General features: G+C 62.6%; 9 protein-coding genes. 5 read left to right on the top strand and 4 right to left on the bottom strand.

Translation table 11 applies throughout. The annotated features are described in order from the left end of the window. Positions 1–627 precede the first annotated feature (627 nt). From AC5Y5O_RS21150 to AC5Y5O_RS21135, 4 genes are all read left to right on the top strand, one after another. Positions 628–1,050 carry an MmpS family transport accessory protein gene (locus AC5Y5O_RS21150; RefSeq protein ID WP_207768518.1) on the top strand — a complete coding sequence of 141 codons (423 nt, stop codon included), beginning with the start codon at positions 628–630 and terminating at the stop codon, positions 1,048–1,050. Then, complete coding sequence (locus AC5Y5O_RS21145) at positions 1,047–3,992, top strand: MMPL/RND family transporter (protein ID WP_096285652.1); 2,946 nt, start codon at positions 1,047–1,049, stop codon at positions 3,990–3,992. The genes AC5Y5O_RS21150 and AC5Y5O_RS21145 overlap by 4 nt, the downstream gene beginning before the upstream one ends. 140 nt (positions 3,993–4,132) lie before the next feature. After that, positions 4,133–4,366: a ferric uptake regulation protein gene (locus AC5Y5O_RS21140; RefSeq protein ID WP_096285654.1), complete on the top strand. Its 234-nt coding sequence runs from the start codon at positions 4,133–4,135 to the stop codon at positions 4,364–4,366. A 362-nt stretch (positions 4,367–4,728) separates the two neighbouring features. Beyond that, positions 4,729–5,538 carry a hypothetical protein gene (locus tag AC5Y5O_RS21135; RefSeq protein ID WP_500027231.1) on the top strand — a complete coding sequence of 270 codons (810 nt, stop codon included), beginning with the start codon at positions 4,729–4,731 and terminating at the stop codon, positions 5,536–5,538. 276 nt (positions 5,539–5,814) lie between these two features. Here AC5Y5O_RS21135 and AC5Y5O_RS21130 read toward each other — a convergent pair whose 3' ends face one another. The 4 genes from AC5Y5O_RS21130 to AC5Y5O_RS21115 form a co-directional block, all read right to left on the bottom strand. Further along, a complete protein-coding gene (locus AC5Y5O_RS21130) occupies positions 5,815–8,742 on the bottom strand; it encodes a peptidoglycan-binding domain-containing protein (RefSeq protein WP_500027229.1) in 2,928 nt (975 codons plus the stop codon). Then, positions 8,739–12,137: a beta-propeller fold lactonase family protein gene (locus AC5Y5O_RS21125; protein WP_500027228.1), complete on the bottom strand. Its 3,399-nt coding sequence runs from the start codon at positions 12,135–12,137 to the stop codon at positions 8,739–8,741. Before AC5Y5O_RS21125 ends, AC5Y5O_RS21130 begins: the two co-directional genes overlap by 4 nt. 279 nt (positions 12,138–12,416) lie before the next feature. Beyond that, positions 12,417–15,557: a patatin-like protein gene (locus AC5Y5O_RS21120; protein ID WP_500027226.1), complete on the bottom strand. Its 3,141-nt coding sequence runs from the start codon at positions 15,555–15,557 to the stop codon at positions 12,417–12,419. 115 nt (positions 15,558–15,672) lie between these two features. Beyond that, positions 15,673–16,566 (bottom strand): universal stress protein, encoded by an 894-nt coding sequence (locus AC5Y5O_RS21115; protein ID WP_500027224.1) that lies wholly within the window; start codon positions 16,564–16,566, stop codon positions 15,673–15,675. A gap of 142 nt (positions 16,567–16,708) precedes the next feature. On the opposite strand from AC5Y5O_RS21115, the gene AC5Y5O_RS21110 reads away from it, so the two are divergent. Beyond that, positions 16,709–18,202 (top strand): serine hydrolase domain-containing protein, encoded by a 1,494-nt coding sequence (locus AC5Y5O_RS21110; RefSeq protein ID WP_243393806.1) that lies wholly within the window; start codon positions 16,709–16,711, stop codon positions 18,200–18,202. The last annotated feature ends 19 nt before the right edge of the window (positions 18,203–18,221 follow it).

Genomic DNA, 18,221 nt, shown 5'->3' with positions numbered 1-18,221 from the left:
GCCCGACCGGGACTACCAGCCCCACGAGTCCGACGCGGCCGACGACGTCCGTAAGCCCAACGAGTTCCGTGAGCCCTACGAGTTCCGTGACGAGCTCTGCGACTCCAACGACAACGATCCCTGCGACTCCAACGACTCCCACCAGCCCGGCGAACTCGACCGAGTAAGCGAACTGCCGCCCCGCGGTGCGCAACTCGCAGCGTGCGGTACCCGACGCGCCGGTGGTTCTTCACGCTATCGAGCGAAACGTGCAGCCGCGCAACGATTTCCGTTCGCGATAACCGGGTCTGCAGCCGACGAAGAACCTCCTAGCTTCACCGTGGGCATCCTTCGTTGCGCGAAGTCACCGCGACGCCAGTGCGGCGCTCGCGCTCGGACCAGGATTCTTTCGCGCTCGATTTTCTCCAGACCGAGGCGGCCGTCAGGAGGTCGATGGTGTGGCGGTCGTCACTGCCGAAGGTCCCGCCCGCGCTGGCAGTCCCTCGGCCGCGAGGTGAAAACTGCTGTCGCAATGTGCCACCCCGGGAATCATCCCGGCCGCTGTGGCGTTTGCGCTGCGGTGGCGAGGTCGACGATTTGTCTTAATATCAGCCCATCGGGCATTCGGGGGCGGGGGGCATTCAATTGCTGACACTTCTCAAGCGAGGCTGGGTTGCGGTGGTCGTGGTCGTGGCGCTGATCATCGGCGGCATCGCAGTCGACCGACTCCACGACGTCTTCCCAGGACCCGGCCTGGCCAAGCCCGATCCCCGGGATGCGACGCCGCCGTATGCGGCTAAGACCGCCGTCTACGAAATCTTTGGACCGCCCGGAACGACCGGCGTCGTCAACTGGATGGACGCGGAGTCGCTACCGCAAAAGGCGGACTTCACCACCTTGCCGTGGTCGACGACGATCGTCGCGGAGATGCCCGGTATCTTCGCCTACGTTGTCGCCCAGGGTGACAGCCCCACCATTGGCTGCCGGATCACCGTCGACGGCAAATTGGTCGATCAACAGCAGGTCAACACCCGCGACGCTCAGGTTTCCTGCTTGGACAAGTCCGCATGACGAGCGACGCGCGCGACGCTGACGACACCGCCGATATCCCCGTCGCCGAGCCCTACGAGCTTGAGCATCGACCGCGCCTGGCCCGCACCATCCGCGTCCTGGCGCTGCCGATCGTTGTGGTCTGGGTGCTGATCGCGATCGGGGTGAACGTCTTCGTCCCGCAGTTGGAGAAGGTCGCCGAGGAGATCTCGGTCCCGCTCTCGCCGTCGGACGCACCATCGGTAACCGGGATGAAACACATCGGCGAGAAGTTCAAGGAGTACGACTCCGACAACCTCGTCCTGGTCACCCTGGTCGGTGACAAACCGCTCGGCCCGGACGCCCACCGGTTCTACGACGACCTGGTCAAAAAGATCCAGGCCGACCACGAACACGTCGAGCATGCGCTGAACTTCTGGGGCCAGCGATTCACGTCCTCAGGTGTGGAGAGCTACGACCATAAGGCCGCCTACGTCCAGGTCAACCTCAAAGGCGATCAGGGTGGGGCGATCGGCGACGCATCCGTTGCCGCGGTGCGCAAGATCGTCGCGGACTCCAAGCCGCCCGCCGGCGTCAAGGCCTACGTCGCGGGCCAGGGAGCGCTGACCGCCGACGTAATCGTTGTCGGTGACAAGAGCCTGGCCAAGATCACGCTCATCACGGTCGTCATCATCGCGCTCATGCTGATGTTCGTTTACCGGTCCATCAGCACCGTGTTGCTGACCATGTTCATCCTCTTCATTGGGCTGCTGTCCGGCCGTGGCGTGGTTTCGCTGCTGGGCGAAACCGGCGTCATGGGGTTGTCGACCTTCGCCGTGAACCTGCTGACCTCACTCGCGATCGCAGCGGGTACCGACTACGCGATTTTCATGGTCGGCCGCTACCAGGAGGGCCGTGAACGCGGTCTGGACCGTGAGGCCGCCTATTACGACACCTTCGCCGGTGTCAGCAAGGTGGTCCTGGGCTCCGGTCTGACCATCGTCGGGGCGCTGGCCTGCTTGAAGTTCACCCGGCTGCCCTACTTCAGTTCGCTGGCGTTCCCGTGCGCGGTGGGACTGCTGGTGGTGGTGGCGGCTGGGGTCACGCTGACGCCCGCTCTCATTGCGGTCGCCAGTGGCTTCGGCCTTTTGGACCCCAAGCGCAAGTTCAACTACACCCGCTGGCGCCGCCTGGCGACGGCCATCGTGCGCTGGCCGGCGCCCATCCTCGCGACCTCCGTCATCCTGGCGATCGTCGGCGCCCTTGGTCTAGCGGGCTTCACCCCGCGTTACAACGACCTGTACTACTTGCCGAAGAGCGCGGCCTCGGTGCAGGCGTACGACGCGGCCGATCGGCACTTCACCCAGGCCCGCCTGAACCCGGACCTGCTGATGATCGAATCGGACCACGATCTGCGCAATCCCCGAGACATGCTGGTGTTGGACAAGGTTGCCAGTGCCATTTTCCGGGTGCCGGGCATCGAACGGGTGCAGAGCATCACCAGACCGCTCGGCCCACCAATCGAAGACGGGTCCATTCCATTCCAGCTGAGTGTGCAAACCGCGCCGATCCGCGACAACCTCAATTATTTGAGGGACCGCGTCGGCGACATCAAGAAGATCACCGGGTTCCTCGACACCCAGATCTCTCTGCTGGAACGCCAGTACGCGATCACCCAGAAGCTCGCCGACGCCGCCGACGACAGCTCGAAAACCACCGCGGAGACGGCAAAGATCACGGACGAGATCCGGGACCACATCGCGGATTTCGACGACTTCTGGAGGCCGATTCGCAGCTACTTCTACTGGGAGAAGCACTGCTACGACATCCCGATCTGCTGGTCGTTACGGTCGCTGTTCGACGCGCTGGACGGATTCGATCAGCTGGCCGAAAAGTTCCACGCCCTGACCGGCGACCTGACCAACACGGCCAGCGCCACCCGCGAATTGCTGGCGATCATTCCGGAGAACATCGCCGTCTCGAAGTCGATCCGGGATACGACGCTGACCATCTACAGCTCGTTCAACAGTCTGATCGACCAGTTCGACCGGCTCACCGACACCAATGCCGTGATGGGTAAATCGTTCAACGACGCTCGGGTGGAAAGCCTGTTTTACCTGCCGCCCGAGATCTTCCAGAACCCGGACTTCCAATTCGGGCTGAGCCTGATGGTGTCGCCCGACGGAAAGGCCGCGCGCTTCATCATCACTCACGCCGTGGACCCGGCGACCGCGGAAGGCATCAAGTCCGTCGAGCAAGAGCGCAACGCGGCCAAGGAGGCGCTGAAGCTCACCTCGCTAGAGAACGCCGACATCTACCTCGGCGGCACCGCCGCAACATTCCACGACATCGCCACTGGCGCCTGGTATGACCTGCTGATCGCCGCGGCGGCGTCGATCGTGCTGATCTTCATCATCATGGTGATCGTCACCCGCGCACTGGTAGCAGCGGGGGTCATCGTCGGCACGATCGTGCTGTCGCTAGGCGCAGCGTTCGGATTCTCGACATTGATTTGGCAGCACTTGGGCCACTTCCAGTTGCACTGGGTGGCAACGGAATTCGCGTTGATCGTGCTCTTAGCGGTGGGGTCCGATTACAACCTGATGCTGGTGTCCCGAATCGAGGAGGAAATCGGGGCCGGCCTGAACACCGGGCTCATCCGCGGCGTCGGCGTGACGGGCCCGGTGGTGTCCGCTGCCGGTGTGGTTTTCGCCGTCACGATGGCCGCGATGCTCTCCAGCGATCTGCGGGCGATCGGCCAGTTCGGGTCCACGATCGGTATCGGTCTGATGTTCGACACGTTCGTCGTTCGTACGCTCATCACGCCGTCGATCATGACGGTGATGGGACGCTGGTTCTGGTGGCCGAAACGGGTACGCGTGCGCCCAGCCAGCCAGATGCTTCGCTCCCTGGGGCCACGTCCGTTGGTCCGCGCACTGTTGCACCAACCGCGGCACACGGCTCCGCGGACGCATTCGGAATAGTCCACCCCGTCAATTTGGAAATGTGCCGCGCTGACAACAACCCTTTTACATAGCTTGGTTAACGAATTCGAGAACGGCGCCAACGAATTCGGGTTGTATTGCACGTCACAGAGTGGGGTTTCGCGCGTACTCTGACCGTTATGGTCAAGACCAAGGCCTGCGTGCACTGCGGGCACACGTTTCATCCAGCCGAGCGGCCGCGCGACGTTTCTGATCCGGAATGGCTTCCGACGGCTTCCGCCTATTGTTCGCATGAATGCAGTGACCGGTACCATTGCGAAATGGTGCATAGCTGCTCCACCCATGTGAAAGAGAAGGCTGAGCGCGAGGCCGCCAAAGCGGCACAGGCTCGGCAAGAAGCAATGAGTCGTTGACCGGCCGTCGAACCGTCTGGGCACCCTGAATCTGTTGTGCTGCTCTGGCATTGGGGCCAACACTCTGGATGTGGTTCGGTATCTTACGGCTCCGCCGCGCTGGAGACGCGTTCTAGAAACCTTTAGCTACGTGATCCACGAGCGCGACGCAAACGGCCGCATTCTGCGGGTCAAGCGCAGCCCTGAAGATCCGCAGATCTGAGGGCCAAAGACCCTGTTGATGATTGGCGTGCAATCGCAACATCAGTGAATAAGCAAACGTCTTATGGGAGGTCTGGACCCCCTTTGGGGTCTCGTCTTACCACCGAGCATTTGTTCGAGACGTCGCAGCTGTCATATCGCTGATGAGAACGAGGGACACAGTGTCAGCAACGAAGGATGCAAATGAGAAGCTGCCGGATGATGCGGTCACTGCACCTTCCCAAAGGCGTTGGAAGCAGGTCCTAGTGTGGGCTGGCGGCGTATTGACCACGGCAGTGGTGATCCCGGCGGTTGCTTGGGCCGCTGGCTGGTTCACCAATACAATCAGTCCGCAGGAGTACTTGGCTGCCACCGTAACGGTTCTGTCGCCCAAAGCCAATTGTCAGCTTGGTGGGGAAGGATGGGTTTTCAACAAAGATCCCCAGCAGTTGCCTATGGTGCGTCCCGGGGATAACACGGACGCGTGGGCTGCAGCGAATGGAGGCATCCCGGCAAGCGGCAACCATGTCAAGGTGGATTTGCAGGGACTGAATAAACACACCGTTATCGTCGACAGCATCTCGGTTAACGTGCGCTCCCACACAGACGCGCCGCAGGGAACGTGGGCGAACACCTGGGCACAGTGCGGACCTACCCCGAGGTATGGCTTCGAGGCAAACTTGGACACGACACCTGTTGCTGTCACTGCTGTCCCCGCAGAATCGGCTGTTGTCGCCGACCAGGGGGACCGGATTTTGGATAGCTTGCCCCACACAATCAGTGACGAGGCAACCGAAGTCTGGTATCTGACAGCGACTACGACTACATGCACCTGCGAATGGACCGCAACCCTGAACTGGACCTCGGGGGGTAAGCAGGGCCATACCGACATCACCGACCACGGCCATCCCTTCCGGGTAGCGGCCGTCACCCGCTCCACCCGCGTGTTGCCCGGTGACAACCAATGGATGATCGTTAGACCGCAGAGGTAGACCCGCGGCCAGTTGCAACCGAGACGGCCTCGATATTGTCCGACGGGTTATCGCATATCCGGCAGAATGCCGCCCCTGACGACCAAAAGCTCCGTGCGCACGCGTCATTGAGTATGAGGTGGCGGACCCATTACGTGCTGCTTGACCCAAGAGAATTCTGCTTTAGTCAACGGGCAAGCCAGTCAAGTGGCGAGCAGTTCGGATGCTTCGATGGCATTGCGCCGAAAGCTATTTTGCTCTGGCACTCGCGTCACTGTGGATGCGACGCGCATGTGTTCAGGCAGCGACGGGTGCTACCCGCGTCGCCCAGTCGCGCACGTGCTGAATTGCGAGCCCGAGATACGTTTGGCCCGGCCAGACTTCGTCAAAGGGATAGCGGATGTGCGGACCGGTGCCGGCGGCCAAGAACGTCAAGCCGATTCGGGCCGCCGCGGCCGCGGCGGCGGTGCCGGTCAAGGTGTCTGGGTTGCCGAGACCGATCAGCCCGGCCAACCCGGCCAGCAGCAGCGGGATCATGTACTGCGCGATGCCGCCGACCCCGCCGGCGACCGCCTTGAGGGCATCGGGCACTTCGATGCCGGAATCCTCCGCAATCTTAGGAATGGCTTGCACGATCGCCTGCGCGGCGGAGACGGGGTCGCGGAAGCTGAAGTTGGTCACCATATCGTAGGCGTCCTGCATGATTTCGCCGGTCTTGCCCCGTGGCACCCGCGCATACATGTCGCCGGGCGGACTGACGTTGGTCAGCCAGCAGTGCCGCGCATCGCGTATGTCACCGTAGTGCCACGAGGCGATGCCCTGGCCGCCGGGATCCCATCCGTCGAACGGGTAGAAACATCCGCCCGGAGGGCGCGTCGGATCGCCCATCGAGAAGCTGCACAAGTAGTTGTCGGCGTGGGTTTCGGCCATCCACTTGCGTAGCCGCGCGGTGACCTCGGCGCCGGAGGAATAGCCGCCGAGGATGACTTTCCGCTTGGGGTTGGCCTGCAGGGCGCTCCCAATCATCTTCTCGGCCGCGGTAAGTGCTTCGGCCACCGCCGCGTTCATCGACGGGTCTGCAGGGTTGCCGGCGGTGCCGACCGGAATCCCGCCCATTGTTGCCGCCCACGTCGGATTCTGCTCTTCGACCAGATCGGATACAGCCTGGCAGACCCTGCTGACCGGGTCCTCGCCGATGATGCCGCCGGTGCCGCGATGGACCACGGCTAAATGACGCGGGCCTGCCGCTCGGACGGCGGGTGGCGGTGTGCCGACCGGGGCGGTGTAGCCAGCCCGGGCCGCGGTCACCACATCGAACTCACCGGTCTGTGGCAGCCCCAGGCGGCGCTGCATCTCTTTGACCGCGACCACTTCATCGTTGCCGTAGGAGCCGTCGGCCGGTGGCGCATACACGGGGTACCACCGCTGAAACCAGCTCTGCCAGTAGCTGATCTCTGGTCCACTCGATCCGAGTCGATAGGGCAGGGACATCGAAAACTCGCTTTCTGTCCGTCCTAATGCGCCACAGGCACTGAGGTCGTCAGTTCGGCTCCGCGCATCTCTTACGCCTTCTTTGAATTTGCTTTCGCCGCAACCGATTTCTTCGTCGACAAGGGACGGTTTGTGCCATCGGCTGCAGCAGTGATCGTCTTGACGGGCCCTGCGGTTTTCACGGGCGGAATTGCCTTGACGGGTGCCGCATTTTTCGCAGTCGGTTTTGGTCTCCCGAGACAGGGCCTTTTTGGGGGGCGCGGTGGCCTGGGCAAGCAGCTCGTCCAGTGCGGGCTTGTATTTGGCCAGGAAGTCCACCAGGGTCAGGTTGGCACCGCTGGCGTCGGAGCCAAGCTGCGGCCACCCGTGCCCGTATCCATCCGCCCCCACTGGTCCGGCCAACTGCTCGTAGATGAGTCGCAGGTAGTCCGGGGGCACCACGGGAGGTTTTGCGGGGCCGGGCAATTCATTCCCGATCACCGGCCCGGGCAGATACCAGTAGTCAGTCCATTGAGGATGGTTCAGGGGGGCGGCTCCTTGCGCTGCCCCACCGATTGAACCCGACGCCCCGAGCGGAACATTGTTGTGATTGCCGCCCGATTCCATCAACATTCCGTCGACCTGGATTTCCATGTGGGAGTTTTCGCCCCCACCGCCATGCATGATCGGGATGATCGCAACCGCGTCAGCAGGGACAGCGGCCAGGCCGCCGGGACCTCCGCCGGCGCAGACCGTGCCGTACGGGCCCCTCGTGCCAGGGGTCGCAGCAGCATTGTTGGCGTAGTCATAGGGCCACATCTCGGTGGTACCCCGACGAGTCCAGTCCATGTTGGTGGGCCCGTAAACCAATGCCTCTAGCTCTGCGAATACGAGGCCTGAGCAGTCGGTTCCGGCGCCGGGATTGTTGGGAACGAGTACATCGCCATAGGCGTAAGGATTGCCGATTCGGGCGGTGAAGATCTTTTTGGCGTAATCGATATTGGCCCGTAGAACTCCGGTCGTCGGCAGCGGCACGCCATCAGGCAGCCGCCAACAGTCTTTGATGACGGCATCCCATTCACCTTTGTAGACATTGCCCGTTACGGGCCAGCCGTGGGATTGCTGACACAGGATCGCTGCGGCCTTGGTAGCAGCATCGAATACGCCACTGGGGTGAATGCCCAGCGCCGTCTGCCAGCGGATGAGCCCATCACGAGAAGCCTGCGGCTCAGACCCATCCAAATTGGACCAGGCATCGTCTGGGCCCTGCTGGGGTCCCCAATAGACCTTCGGTGGACGCGGCAGCGGCCAAGCGTCGGGATCAAGGGGGGTTACCAATCGATTGTAAAGGGCGACAGCATCATTCCACCTTTTGTCATATGCGTCGGGGACTGCAGAGCCTTGCACAGCCTGCGCGTATGAACCTGGGCTTTGGGCATCTGAGTTGTAATCGAACGCTCTTAATCCTCTGTTGGTACCGACTCCGTCATAAAACTGGCCTGCCGAACACGCGGCGTCCATGCGGCATTCAACTTTGCCCCACCAAGGTTGTTGTTGGAACAGTCCGACAGATTGATGGTCACAGCCGACAGCGTCGTATGGAAAATCCATGCTTGGTGGATCGGCTTTGTTCGCATACATCGTCAAGTTGGATTCGACAAGTGCTGTGGCCAAGGCGATTTGGATTCCCTTGGGCGTAATTCCTCGCCGTTGACCTTCAGCGATGATGGCTCTTGCGTAATCGTCGGATTTCATTGGAGTACCTCCATCGCGATCATCGAAATGGTGTTGTTAGCCCAGTTGGCGACGTAGACGGTGCTGCCGTCGGGGCTGACCGCGAGTCCGCTCGAAGCTTGACCGATCGGGATGGTGACGATGACGGTGTCGGTGGCCGCGTCGATCACCGACACGTTGGCGGCATTGAAATCGCCACCGGTGACGTAGGCGAGGCTGCTGTCGGGACTGACCGCCACCACGCCCGCGCCGTTGAGAGGGATGGTGGCGGCGACGGTGTTGGTCGCGGCGTCAATGACCGACACGGTGTCTAGCTCGTTGTTAGTGACGTAGGCATGGGTGCCGTCGGGGCTGACTGCCACCCCGTACACGTTGGGGACGAGATCGACGGTCGCGGTGACGGTGTTGGTGGCAGTGTCAATCACTGAAGCCGAGCCGGATGCGTTGGCGACGTAGACACGGTTGCCGTCGCGACTCACGGCCACTTCGCGTGGGCCGCCGCCGACCGGGATGCTACTAAGGCTGTTGGTGGTGGTGTCGATCACCGACACCGAGTCGGACTCGTTGTTGGTGACGTAGGCCCGGGTTCCGTCTCGGCTGAACGCGACCCCCCAGGGGGTTCTCGCGACCGCGATCGTGACGGTCACGGCCTGCATGCTGGTATCGATGACCGACACCGAATTGGCGCCCACGCCAAGATTTGCAACGTAGACGAGTCCGCCATCGGGGCTAACTGCGATCCCTTGGGGTTGGCTGCCGACCGGGATCCGTTCGCCGAGCAGGTCGTTGGTGGCGGTGTCGATCACCGACACCGCACCGGCCGCGTAGTCGGTGACGTAGGCGCGGGATCCGTTGGGGCTAAACGCCACACGAGACGGACCGGAGTAGTCACCGATTGCGATGGTGGTTGTGACGGTCAAATGTGTTGGCGCTATTGAGATGTTGGTGACGGTCGCTGCGGTAGTGCCGCCTCGACCATCGTTGGCGGCGACGGTGAAGCTGTCGGTGTCGGCTTCTGGAGTCAGCCCGGCGCACAGGCGCCCGGCCTGGGTTGGGGTGTAGATGTATGTTCCGGTGGAGTCTATGGTGACCGCCCCGCTAAGCGGCGCACCTGTGACGGTGTAGGTCAGGGGGTCATCGTCGGGGTCGGTGAAGCCCAGCGTGCCGGATACCACACCGGTGGCCGGGTCTGGGGCACCGATGGTGGGGGCGCCCGCGACCGGAGGATGGTTGATTCCGGGCGCAACAAGGGAGATCACCGATACCGAATTATCCCCGGTGCCAACATTAGTGACGTAGACGGTTCCGTCGGGGCTGGCCGCCACCCCCCAAGGCGAGTTGCCGACTTGCACGGTGGCGATGACGGCGTTGTAACTAGCACTGGTGGGGTCGGTGTCGATGACCGTCACCGCGTTGCTGCTCTCGGTGGCGACGTAGGCGAGCGTGCCGTCCGGGCTGAATGCCACCTGACTGGGGAAACTGCCGACGGCGACGGTGGCGATGACGGTGTTGGTGGCGGTGTCGATCACCGACATCCTGTTGTTGTTGGAGCTGGCGACATATACGCGGGTGCCGTCGGGGCTGATCGCCACCCCGTGCGAGTAGTAGTCGACGCCGACGGTGGCGATGACAGTGTTGTACGTGGAGCTGGCGGTGTCGGTGTCGATCACCGACACCGAGCTACCGAAGGTGTTGACGACGAAGGCGCGAGCGCCGTTGGGACTGACCGTAATTCCCCACGGGCTGGAGCCGACGGGCACGGTGGCGGTGACGGTGTTGGTGGCGGTGTCGATCACCGACACCGATCCGGGGCCATGCCAGTTGAAGTTGTTGACGTAGACGCGGGTGCCGTCCGGGGTGATCGTTACACCCTGTGGACCAACGCCGACGGGCACGGTGGCGGTGACGGTGTTGGTGGCGGTGTCAATCACCGACACCGAGTTGTCGCCGCTGTTGGCGACATAGGCGTGCGCGCCATCAGGGCTGACTGCCACGAATGTCGGAGAGCCGCCGACGGCGATGGTGGTCATGACTATGTTGCTGGCGGTGTCGATCACCGACACTGTGCCGGCGGCCTGGGCGACGTAGGCGCGATGGCCCTCGGGACTGAAGGCCACTCCGTAAGGGGTGCTGCCGACGAGGATTGTGCCGGTCATCGCTTGAGTCGGTAAGACTGGCACGGAGACTGCGACAGTTGTGGTGCCGCCATGGCCGTCGCTGATGGTGGCGGTGAAGCTGTCTGTGTCGGTTTCAGGCGTTTGGCCCGCGTGTAGGCGGGAGGCGGCGGTTGGCGTGTAGGCAAACGAGCCATCCGGGTAGATGACTGCGTTGCCGCCCCTCTCGCTGGTGACTGGGCTGGCATAGCTTAAGGTGTCGCCGTCGGGGTCGGTGACATGCAGTGCGCCGTTGACAACGCCGGTGTCGGCATGCCCGAGTGCGATGGTGTAGGCCGGATCTTCAACTACCGGAGGCCTATTCGACGGAGGCGTGATGCCTTGAGTGTCGATTACCGAAACGGTGTTGCCGCCGTAGTTGGCGACGTAGAGGTGCTTGGCGCGCACCGCCATCCCGATCGGGTTATTGCCAACCGTGATCGCGCCCAGCACGGCGTAGTTCCTGGTGTTGATGACAGTGACAGTGCCGTCGAAGAAGTTTGTGACGTAGAGGCGTTGACCGCTGCCAATCACTCCGATCGGATGGTTGCCGACAGGAACGGTGGCGGTCACCCTGTTGGTGGTGGTGTCGATCACCGACACCGTGTTGCTGTCGGCGTTGGCGACGTAGAGGTGATTCCCGCGGGGTGCCACCCCATGTGGGCTCTTGCCCACGGCGACTGTGGCTGTGACCCTGTTGGCGGTGGTGTCAATTACGGACACCGTATTGCTGCCGTAATTGGTGACATAGAGGCGGTCACCGCTGAAGGCGGCATTGAGAGGGCGGCTCCCCACGGTAATGGTGGCGAGGACCCTCTTCTTCTTGGTGTCGATCACCGTCACGGTGCCGTTCATGTGGTTGGTGACGTACAGGCGTTCACCGTGGACCACCACTGCCGCCGGCTGGCCGCCGACGGCGATGGGTGTGCCCTCAACGGTGTTGGCCTTGGTGTTGATCACCGTCACGGTGCCGTCGTTGAAGTTGGCGACGTAACCACGGTTGCCGCTGTCGGCTATGCCCCCCGGGGCATTACCGACAGCGATGGGTTCGCCCTCTAGGGCGTCCGTCTTGGTGTTGATCACCCGCACGGCGTTGTCGAGACTGTTGGTGACGTGGAGGTGATCACCTTTGATCGCCAACCCGGTCGGCCCGTGGCCGACGGCGACGGTATCAATGACAGATCCGACTTTTACTTTTTCCTTGGCACGTGCAACTGCCGCTTGAAGCGTGTGGTCGATGGTGCCAACAGACCCTGAACCCATGATGTCCCCTTAGGTGGCTGTGTCGGGATGGCCTGGGTTACTTTGTCGGTGCGTAACGCTAGTCACCCGCACCTGCGAAGCAATAGTGACCAAAGTCCTTTTGACGGAGAGCAATTAGGGCAAAGCCCTGGTAATCGGCGCCCGCGTGCACAGTGGAACGTGATCAGGCTCTGTGTGAGAGCACGGCGGTACACGACCGGCCGGTCGGCCACGCTGGCCGGAGAACCTGATCGCGAGTATCGCCAAATTTCCGCTACGTGGTCGCTCAGAGCGCCGTGGTCATCTTCGGCGTGGCTTGGCTGCAGCAACCACGGTGAGGATCAAGGCGACCGCCCCGACTGCGACCAGGGGGTGCCACCACTGCGCCCCCAGCCAGTAGACATGCCTGCCGACTACGCCGCCTTCGCCGAACAGCCATCTACGTACGACTGGCGTGGTCAGGGAAAGTGTTGCGCCGACAAGGGCTAGCGAGAGTAGTGCGAAAAGCAGCCGGTTAGAGCGCTGCCAGGTGCCGAGGGCAATGAGATATCCGCCTGTCCCAGCCATGATTAGGCCGGTGACTCCGAACAGCGTTCCGGATTGGAACGCGGCGGCAGCCCCCAGTACGAGGAGGACGGCGCCGACGATGATGATTGACCGGGCAATGCCTTTGGTTACCGACACCACGTGATATCCGCCGAGCGTCAGTGTTCGCAGGGTCGTCAGCGCAGGCTTGAGGGCGCCAGGCAGTTGTCGCACGGAACCAATTGTTCCGGATAACGTCGCCGCGGCCTTCGTGATGGTGTGTGCCATCAGCGGTGAGCCCTTATCGGTCGCAAAGGTCTCGCATGCGACCGGATCATCGTTCAGGAGAGCGTATTTGGCGTCTCCCGGGCCAGCGGCCAAGACCTTCTTGGCCCATGTTCGGGAACGCGCAGGACTCCAATCCGGTTTCTGTCCTGGCTGTGGATCGAGAACGGCGTCGGCCAGGCCGCCCAATTCCTCGTCAAGAACTCGTTGCTGCCATGCTTGGGCAAGCCACAGCGATGTCATGGGAATGCTTGAGGGCATCGCTATGGATGGGTCGTCGAGGAAAGCAAGTTCGTCGAGCAGCATGTCTTCGGTCAGGTACAGGTCGGACCCAGCATCGACAGCTGGAATGCGGTAGCCCGAACTCGGGAATTCTGGTGCCCCAAGGGTTTTAAGTCTACGCAGAAACCATTGCGCTCCGGTCTGGGAACCGTTGGTGCTCTCCTTACTTTCGGCATGCGCCTGGGCAGCCCGTAGCACGCGGCGCGGGTCGAGCAGAACATGGACGAGCCATCCTGCGCCGTCGAGTCGACCCCACATCCAGTCGTTGGCTCGCCATGATCGCTTGTAGAAGGCGCCGAAATGATGGAACTGCATGCCGGTGAGCTTTTGCTGGGCTGTCTGCCAATCAGGTGCGAGCAGATTGCGCGTATCGGCGCTGACTTGCACGAGGTCCAGGGACTGCTCGACCTCGGCGTCGGCCCGGAGCATCGCACGCTGAGAAGCGGCCAGGTCGAACAATTTCGTTGCCACGGCTCGCGCGCTGCTCGCAGGCCCCAGATAATCGAGGTAGGTAGCGAGCTGGCTGGCCGCAATATGGTCCTGTCCGAGCAGGGAATTCGACTGGGCGCCAACAGCGGACGTTGCGCTTGTGGCAAGTCGTGTCAAGGCCGCAGAGCCGTCGACGAAAACACCGCCTAGCCTTTCCCATGCTTCCTCTTTCACTGCGGATCGTTTGAGATACTCCGCAGCCAGAACACTGGCGGCGTTCTGAAGTGACCCTTGCCGGACCGCAGGGTCGGTGCATACCTTGTGAACGAGGTCCCCCAGATTTAGCAATTTGGGTGGTTGGAAAGCTCTGAAGATTCCTTGGATGATCTCCGCAACAGCGGCGGTCTCGGCGTCGGACTTTGCGAGCTGGTATGCCGCCTGAGCGACGCTGATTGCCAATGCTTTCGCTAAGTCACACGCCGGTTGGCCATACCGAGCAAGATCGGCTGTAGTCTCGGGGAGCGGTTGGTTGGGCGCCTGCGACCAACGACCCAGGATCGCCTCTGTGATCTGTTGTTGGCAGACCGTCGCGGGGTCACCTCCGACCGTGAGGTCGTTCAGCCAGTTCTCGGGAACGCTTTCGTTGGATGCGCTAGGCGCCGGCGGCCACGTCCCGAGTTGGCGCAGCAGAGCAGTAGTGAGTGCATGAGCCTGTCTGGTCGCCTCGCGGATTCGGTAATCAGTCAGCAATGACGTGGTCAGGAGCCGCGATCCTGCGGGCAGTCTGGCCGCCAGCTCGGCTAGACGCAGTCGGGTGTCGGTTCGCGCTTCCATCCGGTCTTGATGGGTTCGAATCGCCCTCAAGTCCGCTGCGATCGACTGCGTTGTGATCGCGGCCAAGTCCTTGAGGAGTCCGTCCACAAGTCCAAAAGGCTTGTTGACGTCATCCGAGGGTGGCTCTTGCACAAGATCGGGTGCCGGGCCGGAGGAAGGCACCACGAAGAGAAGAACCCGGCGGACCGACCGGGAGGCGGGGCGATCGAAGATCCGCTGGAGCAGCACGTCGATGGGCCGGTTGTCGAGCAGGCCACCATCGGTAACCCAGTGTGGGCGAGTGAGATTCGTGAAGGGAGCCATCGCTGGCCGGGCGGGCACCGCGCCCTGCTTCGGGGTTCCGGCGGTGAACGGAATGAACGAGGGTTCGAACGCGACGGGGAAAGACGCAGAGCTGCGAGCGGCCAATGCCAGCGCCGGGAACGTGCCATTCGCTGCGAGGTCGGACTCGGTGAAGGTGAAGAGGCCGCGCCGGTCGACGTCTTGCACGAGCGTGCCGAATGAGTCAGTGAACCTGCTGGTTTCTCCGGTCAGCAATGTCGTCGTGACGTAGAGCGTGGTGGAAGGGGTACGGGCACCCTCCGGAAAGGCGGTGGGCGGGAATGGACCCGTCTCGAGATTAGGAATCTCGTTAGCCAGCGCAGCGAACATGCGTTCGTCGCCGTACAGCAGGGACGGGGTATGTTTGTCTCTCGGGTCTCGAATGAGATCAGTCAAAGCCCCGAGATCTAGCCAGAGGTCGCGAAGCCCGCCTAGGTCCGCGCCCGTGACACGCGACGACGCAAGGACGGCGGCGTTGATGCCACCTGCGCTTGTCCCGGACAAGACGTCGACGTCGACGACCGTGTCGAGCAGGTCGATGAGTTCGGCGTAAAGCTTCAGGCAATCGGTCGACTCTTTGGAGAGATTGCTTCGGGTCGGGAATGTTGTCCCGAGCCTGCGCCACTGCGACGCTTGAGCAAGCAAGTTGATCTCCCGCGTGACACCGGCCATCCAGATCGCGAGACTGACACCGCCGGTCATCGTCGTGGCAAGCCGGAGTTCCTGCGTCGACTCCGTCACTGGTGATGGCTCATGAATTGTCATGGCACTCCTAGATTTACCGATGCCGTATCCAAATACCCCAACTGGGACTGAATCGGAACGAACGAATGATCAGGCCCGAAAATACTTGGTACATGGTCGGTTTCCCTTCTCACCGTCAGCACTGGCGAGCCACGATCACAGAGGACTTGGCACGGTTGACCACCGCAGCGCCGACCGATCCCAGCAACCTGCCACTGAACCAGCCGCAACCGTGGCTGCCGACCACAACCAATTGCGCGCGTTCGGATGCGGCGATCAACCAACGTGCCGGATCGCCAATCTCTATTCTGCGACGGATGCCCACCTCGGGGTAGCGCTCGTGCCAGCCCGCCAGCCGCTCAGCGAGAGTCTCCTCTTCCAGGGACAGCTCGGCGTCCCATTTGGCGTCCTGGATCAACTCCCTGGAACGGGCAGAACGGGGATCCATCCACGCGTGTAGCGCCGTCAAGCCGACACCTCGCCGGGAGGCCTGCTCGAACGCGATAGCAGTCGCCGCTTCCGAGGCCGGTGAGCCGTCGATGCCCACCAGCACGGGCGCCGGTGCGACGTTGGCCGCGATGGCGTGGTCGTCACGGATTACCGCGACCGGGCAATGCGCGTGGTGGACCAATGCCGAACTCACGGAGCCCAGGAAACCGTGTGACACCACGCCGCTATGCCCCCGCCAACCAACCACGACCATCTCGGCGTCTTTGGATAGGTCGACGAGCGTGGGGACGGCGGCCGAATGACACAACGTGCTATCGATCTGTAATGAACCACCGGCGCTCTCCGCGGCGACATTGATCGCCGAATCGATGACGCTGTGCGCCCGCTGTTTTTGCGAATGCCGAGAGCCTGCGAGCCCGGCGAACTCGAACCACTCCGGTAACGGCGTGTCGAAGGCGTGGACCAGCGTGAGGGGCACATTCCGTAGTGCCGCATCGTGGGCCGCCCACCGAACAGCACCGAGTGCCGCTGCGGAGCCGTCAACACCTACGAGGGTCGCGCCATGTGGTGATTGCCGCATTTCGGTTCTTCTCTCTCGGCCCCACCGACAGGATCACTTGCGGAGGCGGTGATCGTCAGGGCCGAAAAGATCCAAGCCGCAGGACTAAAGGCACCCACGCCGTGGACACTGAGATCGTGCGTCCTTCACCCCAGGCCCGCAGTTGACGAATCGTGCCGGCAAATCCATCCGACAGGCCACCGGTCTCGGAATCGTCGCGCTGGCATTCGTTGCGGCGTGCTCGCATGGCGAGGCAGCACACCACCCGTTGAGTCGCGCAGGGCAGGCAACGCAGACACCAGAAGCGGCCCCCGCGGCTGATTTCTCAAATATCTCCGAGCTGATCAACGATTCGATCGCGGCAAACAGACTGCCCGGGGCGGTAGCGGTGATCGGGCACGACGGCAAGGTCGCCTTTCATCAGGCTTACGGCTCGCGCAAGCTTGCGGACGAACCCGGGCTGGACGGGTTGCCCGCACCCGCGGAGCCGATGACTGAGGACACGATCTTCGACTTGGCGTCGCTGACGAAGAGCCTGGCAACGGCGACTGCCGTCATGCAGCTTTACGAACAAGGCCAGATTGCGTTCGACGATCCGGTGCAGCATTACTTGCCTGACTTCAATACCGCGAGCAATCCTCGGCGCGCTCAGGTGACCGTGCGCATGTTGCTCACACACACGTCGGGCCTACCGGGCGATGTCAATCTGGGAGATCCATGGGGACTGGATGGAGCCGATAAAGCAGAGGGCATTCACCGCGCGCTTACCACACCGCTGGAGTCTGGCCCCGGCGACGGCTTTGCTTATTCAGACATCAACTTCGTTCTGCTGGGGGCGCTGGTCGAGAAGGTCACAGGTGAAGACCTGGATGTCTACGTCCAGCGCCGTGTGTTCGCGCCGCTCGGCATGACAGATACCCGCTACCTTCCGCCGGCGAAAGCATGCGGTCCGCACCAGACCATCGGATCGGCCGTCAGTTGGGCTCCGTCGCCTCACGGGTCGGCGCGGGACGCCTGCCCTGCCGGTACCTGGGACGTCGGTCTGCTGCCGCGCATCGCACCGACAGCCCGTGACGAAGAAGGGCGAGCCGATCCCGGCAGAAATCCCGATCTCGATCACCTGCTTCGGGGCACCGTGCAGGACACAACAGCGCGGCGCATGGGTGGAGTGGCGGGGCATGCCGGTGTGTTCTCGACGGCACACGATGTGAGTGTCTTTGCGCAGGCCCTGCTCGATCGGCTCGCGGGCCGTCCGAGTGAATTTCCTTTGCTGCAAACGACTTTGGAGATGATGACAAGTCCGCAGCAGCCGGGGCGCAGCCCGCGACAACTCGAAGCTGCCAATGCCGCCGCCCGGGAAGCTGGACCGAATACGACGAATCCGCTTCTGGCTGACCACTATCCGGCGATCGCGGGTGAAAACCTGCGCGGTTTCGGCTGGGATATCGATACGACCGACTCCACGGCGCGCGGCGCGATCTTCCCGATCGGAAGCTTTGGTCATACCGGCTTTACCGGAACCTCGGTTTGGATGGACCCCGGCTCCGATACCTACATCGTTCTGCTGTCGAATTCGATCCATGTGCGAGGCAGTCCGCCCATGTCGAAGCTGCGGGGCGAGGTTGCGACGGCAGCGGCGCGCGCCCTACATCTTTGAGGGCGTTCGCAGCGGTTCG

Source organism: Mycobacterium sp. NGS40, assembly GCF_059812735.1.
Note: the sequence above shows the minus strand (reverse complement) of the source record. Positions and strands in the feature narration are given on the sequence as shown.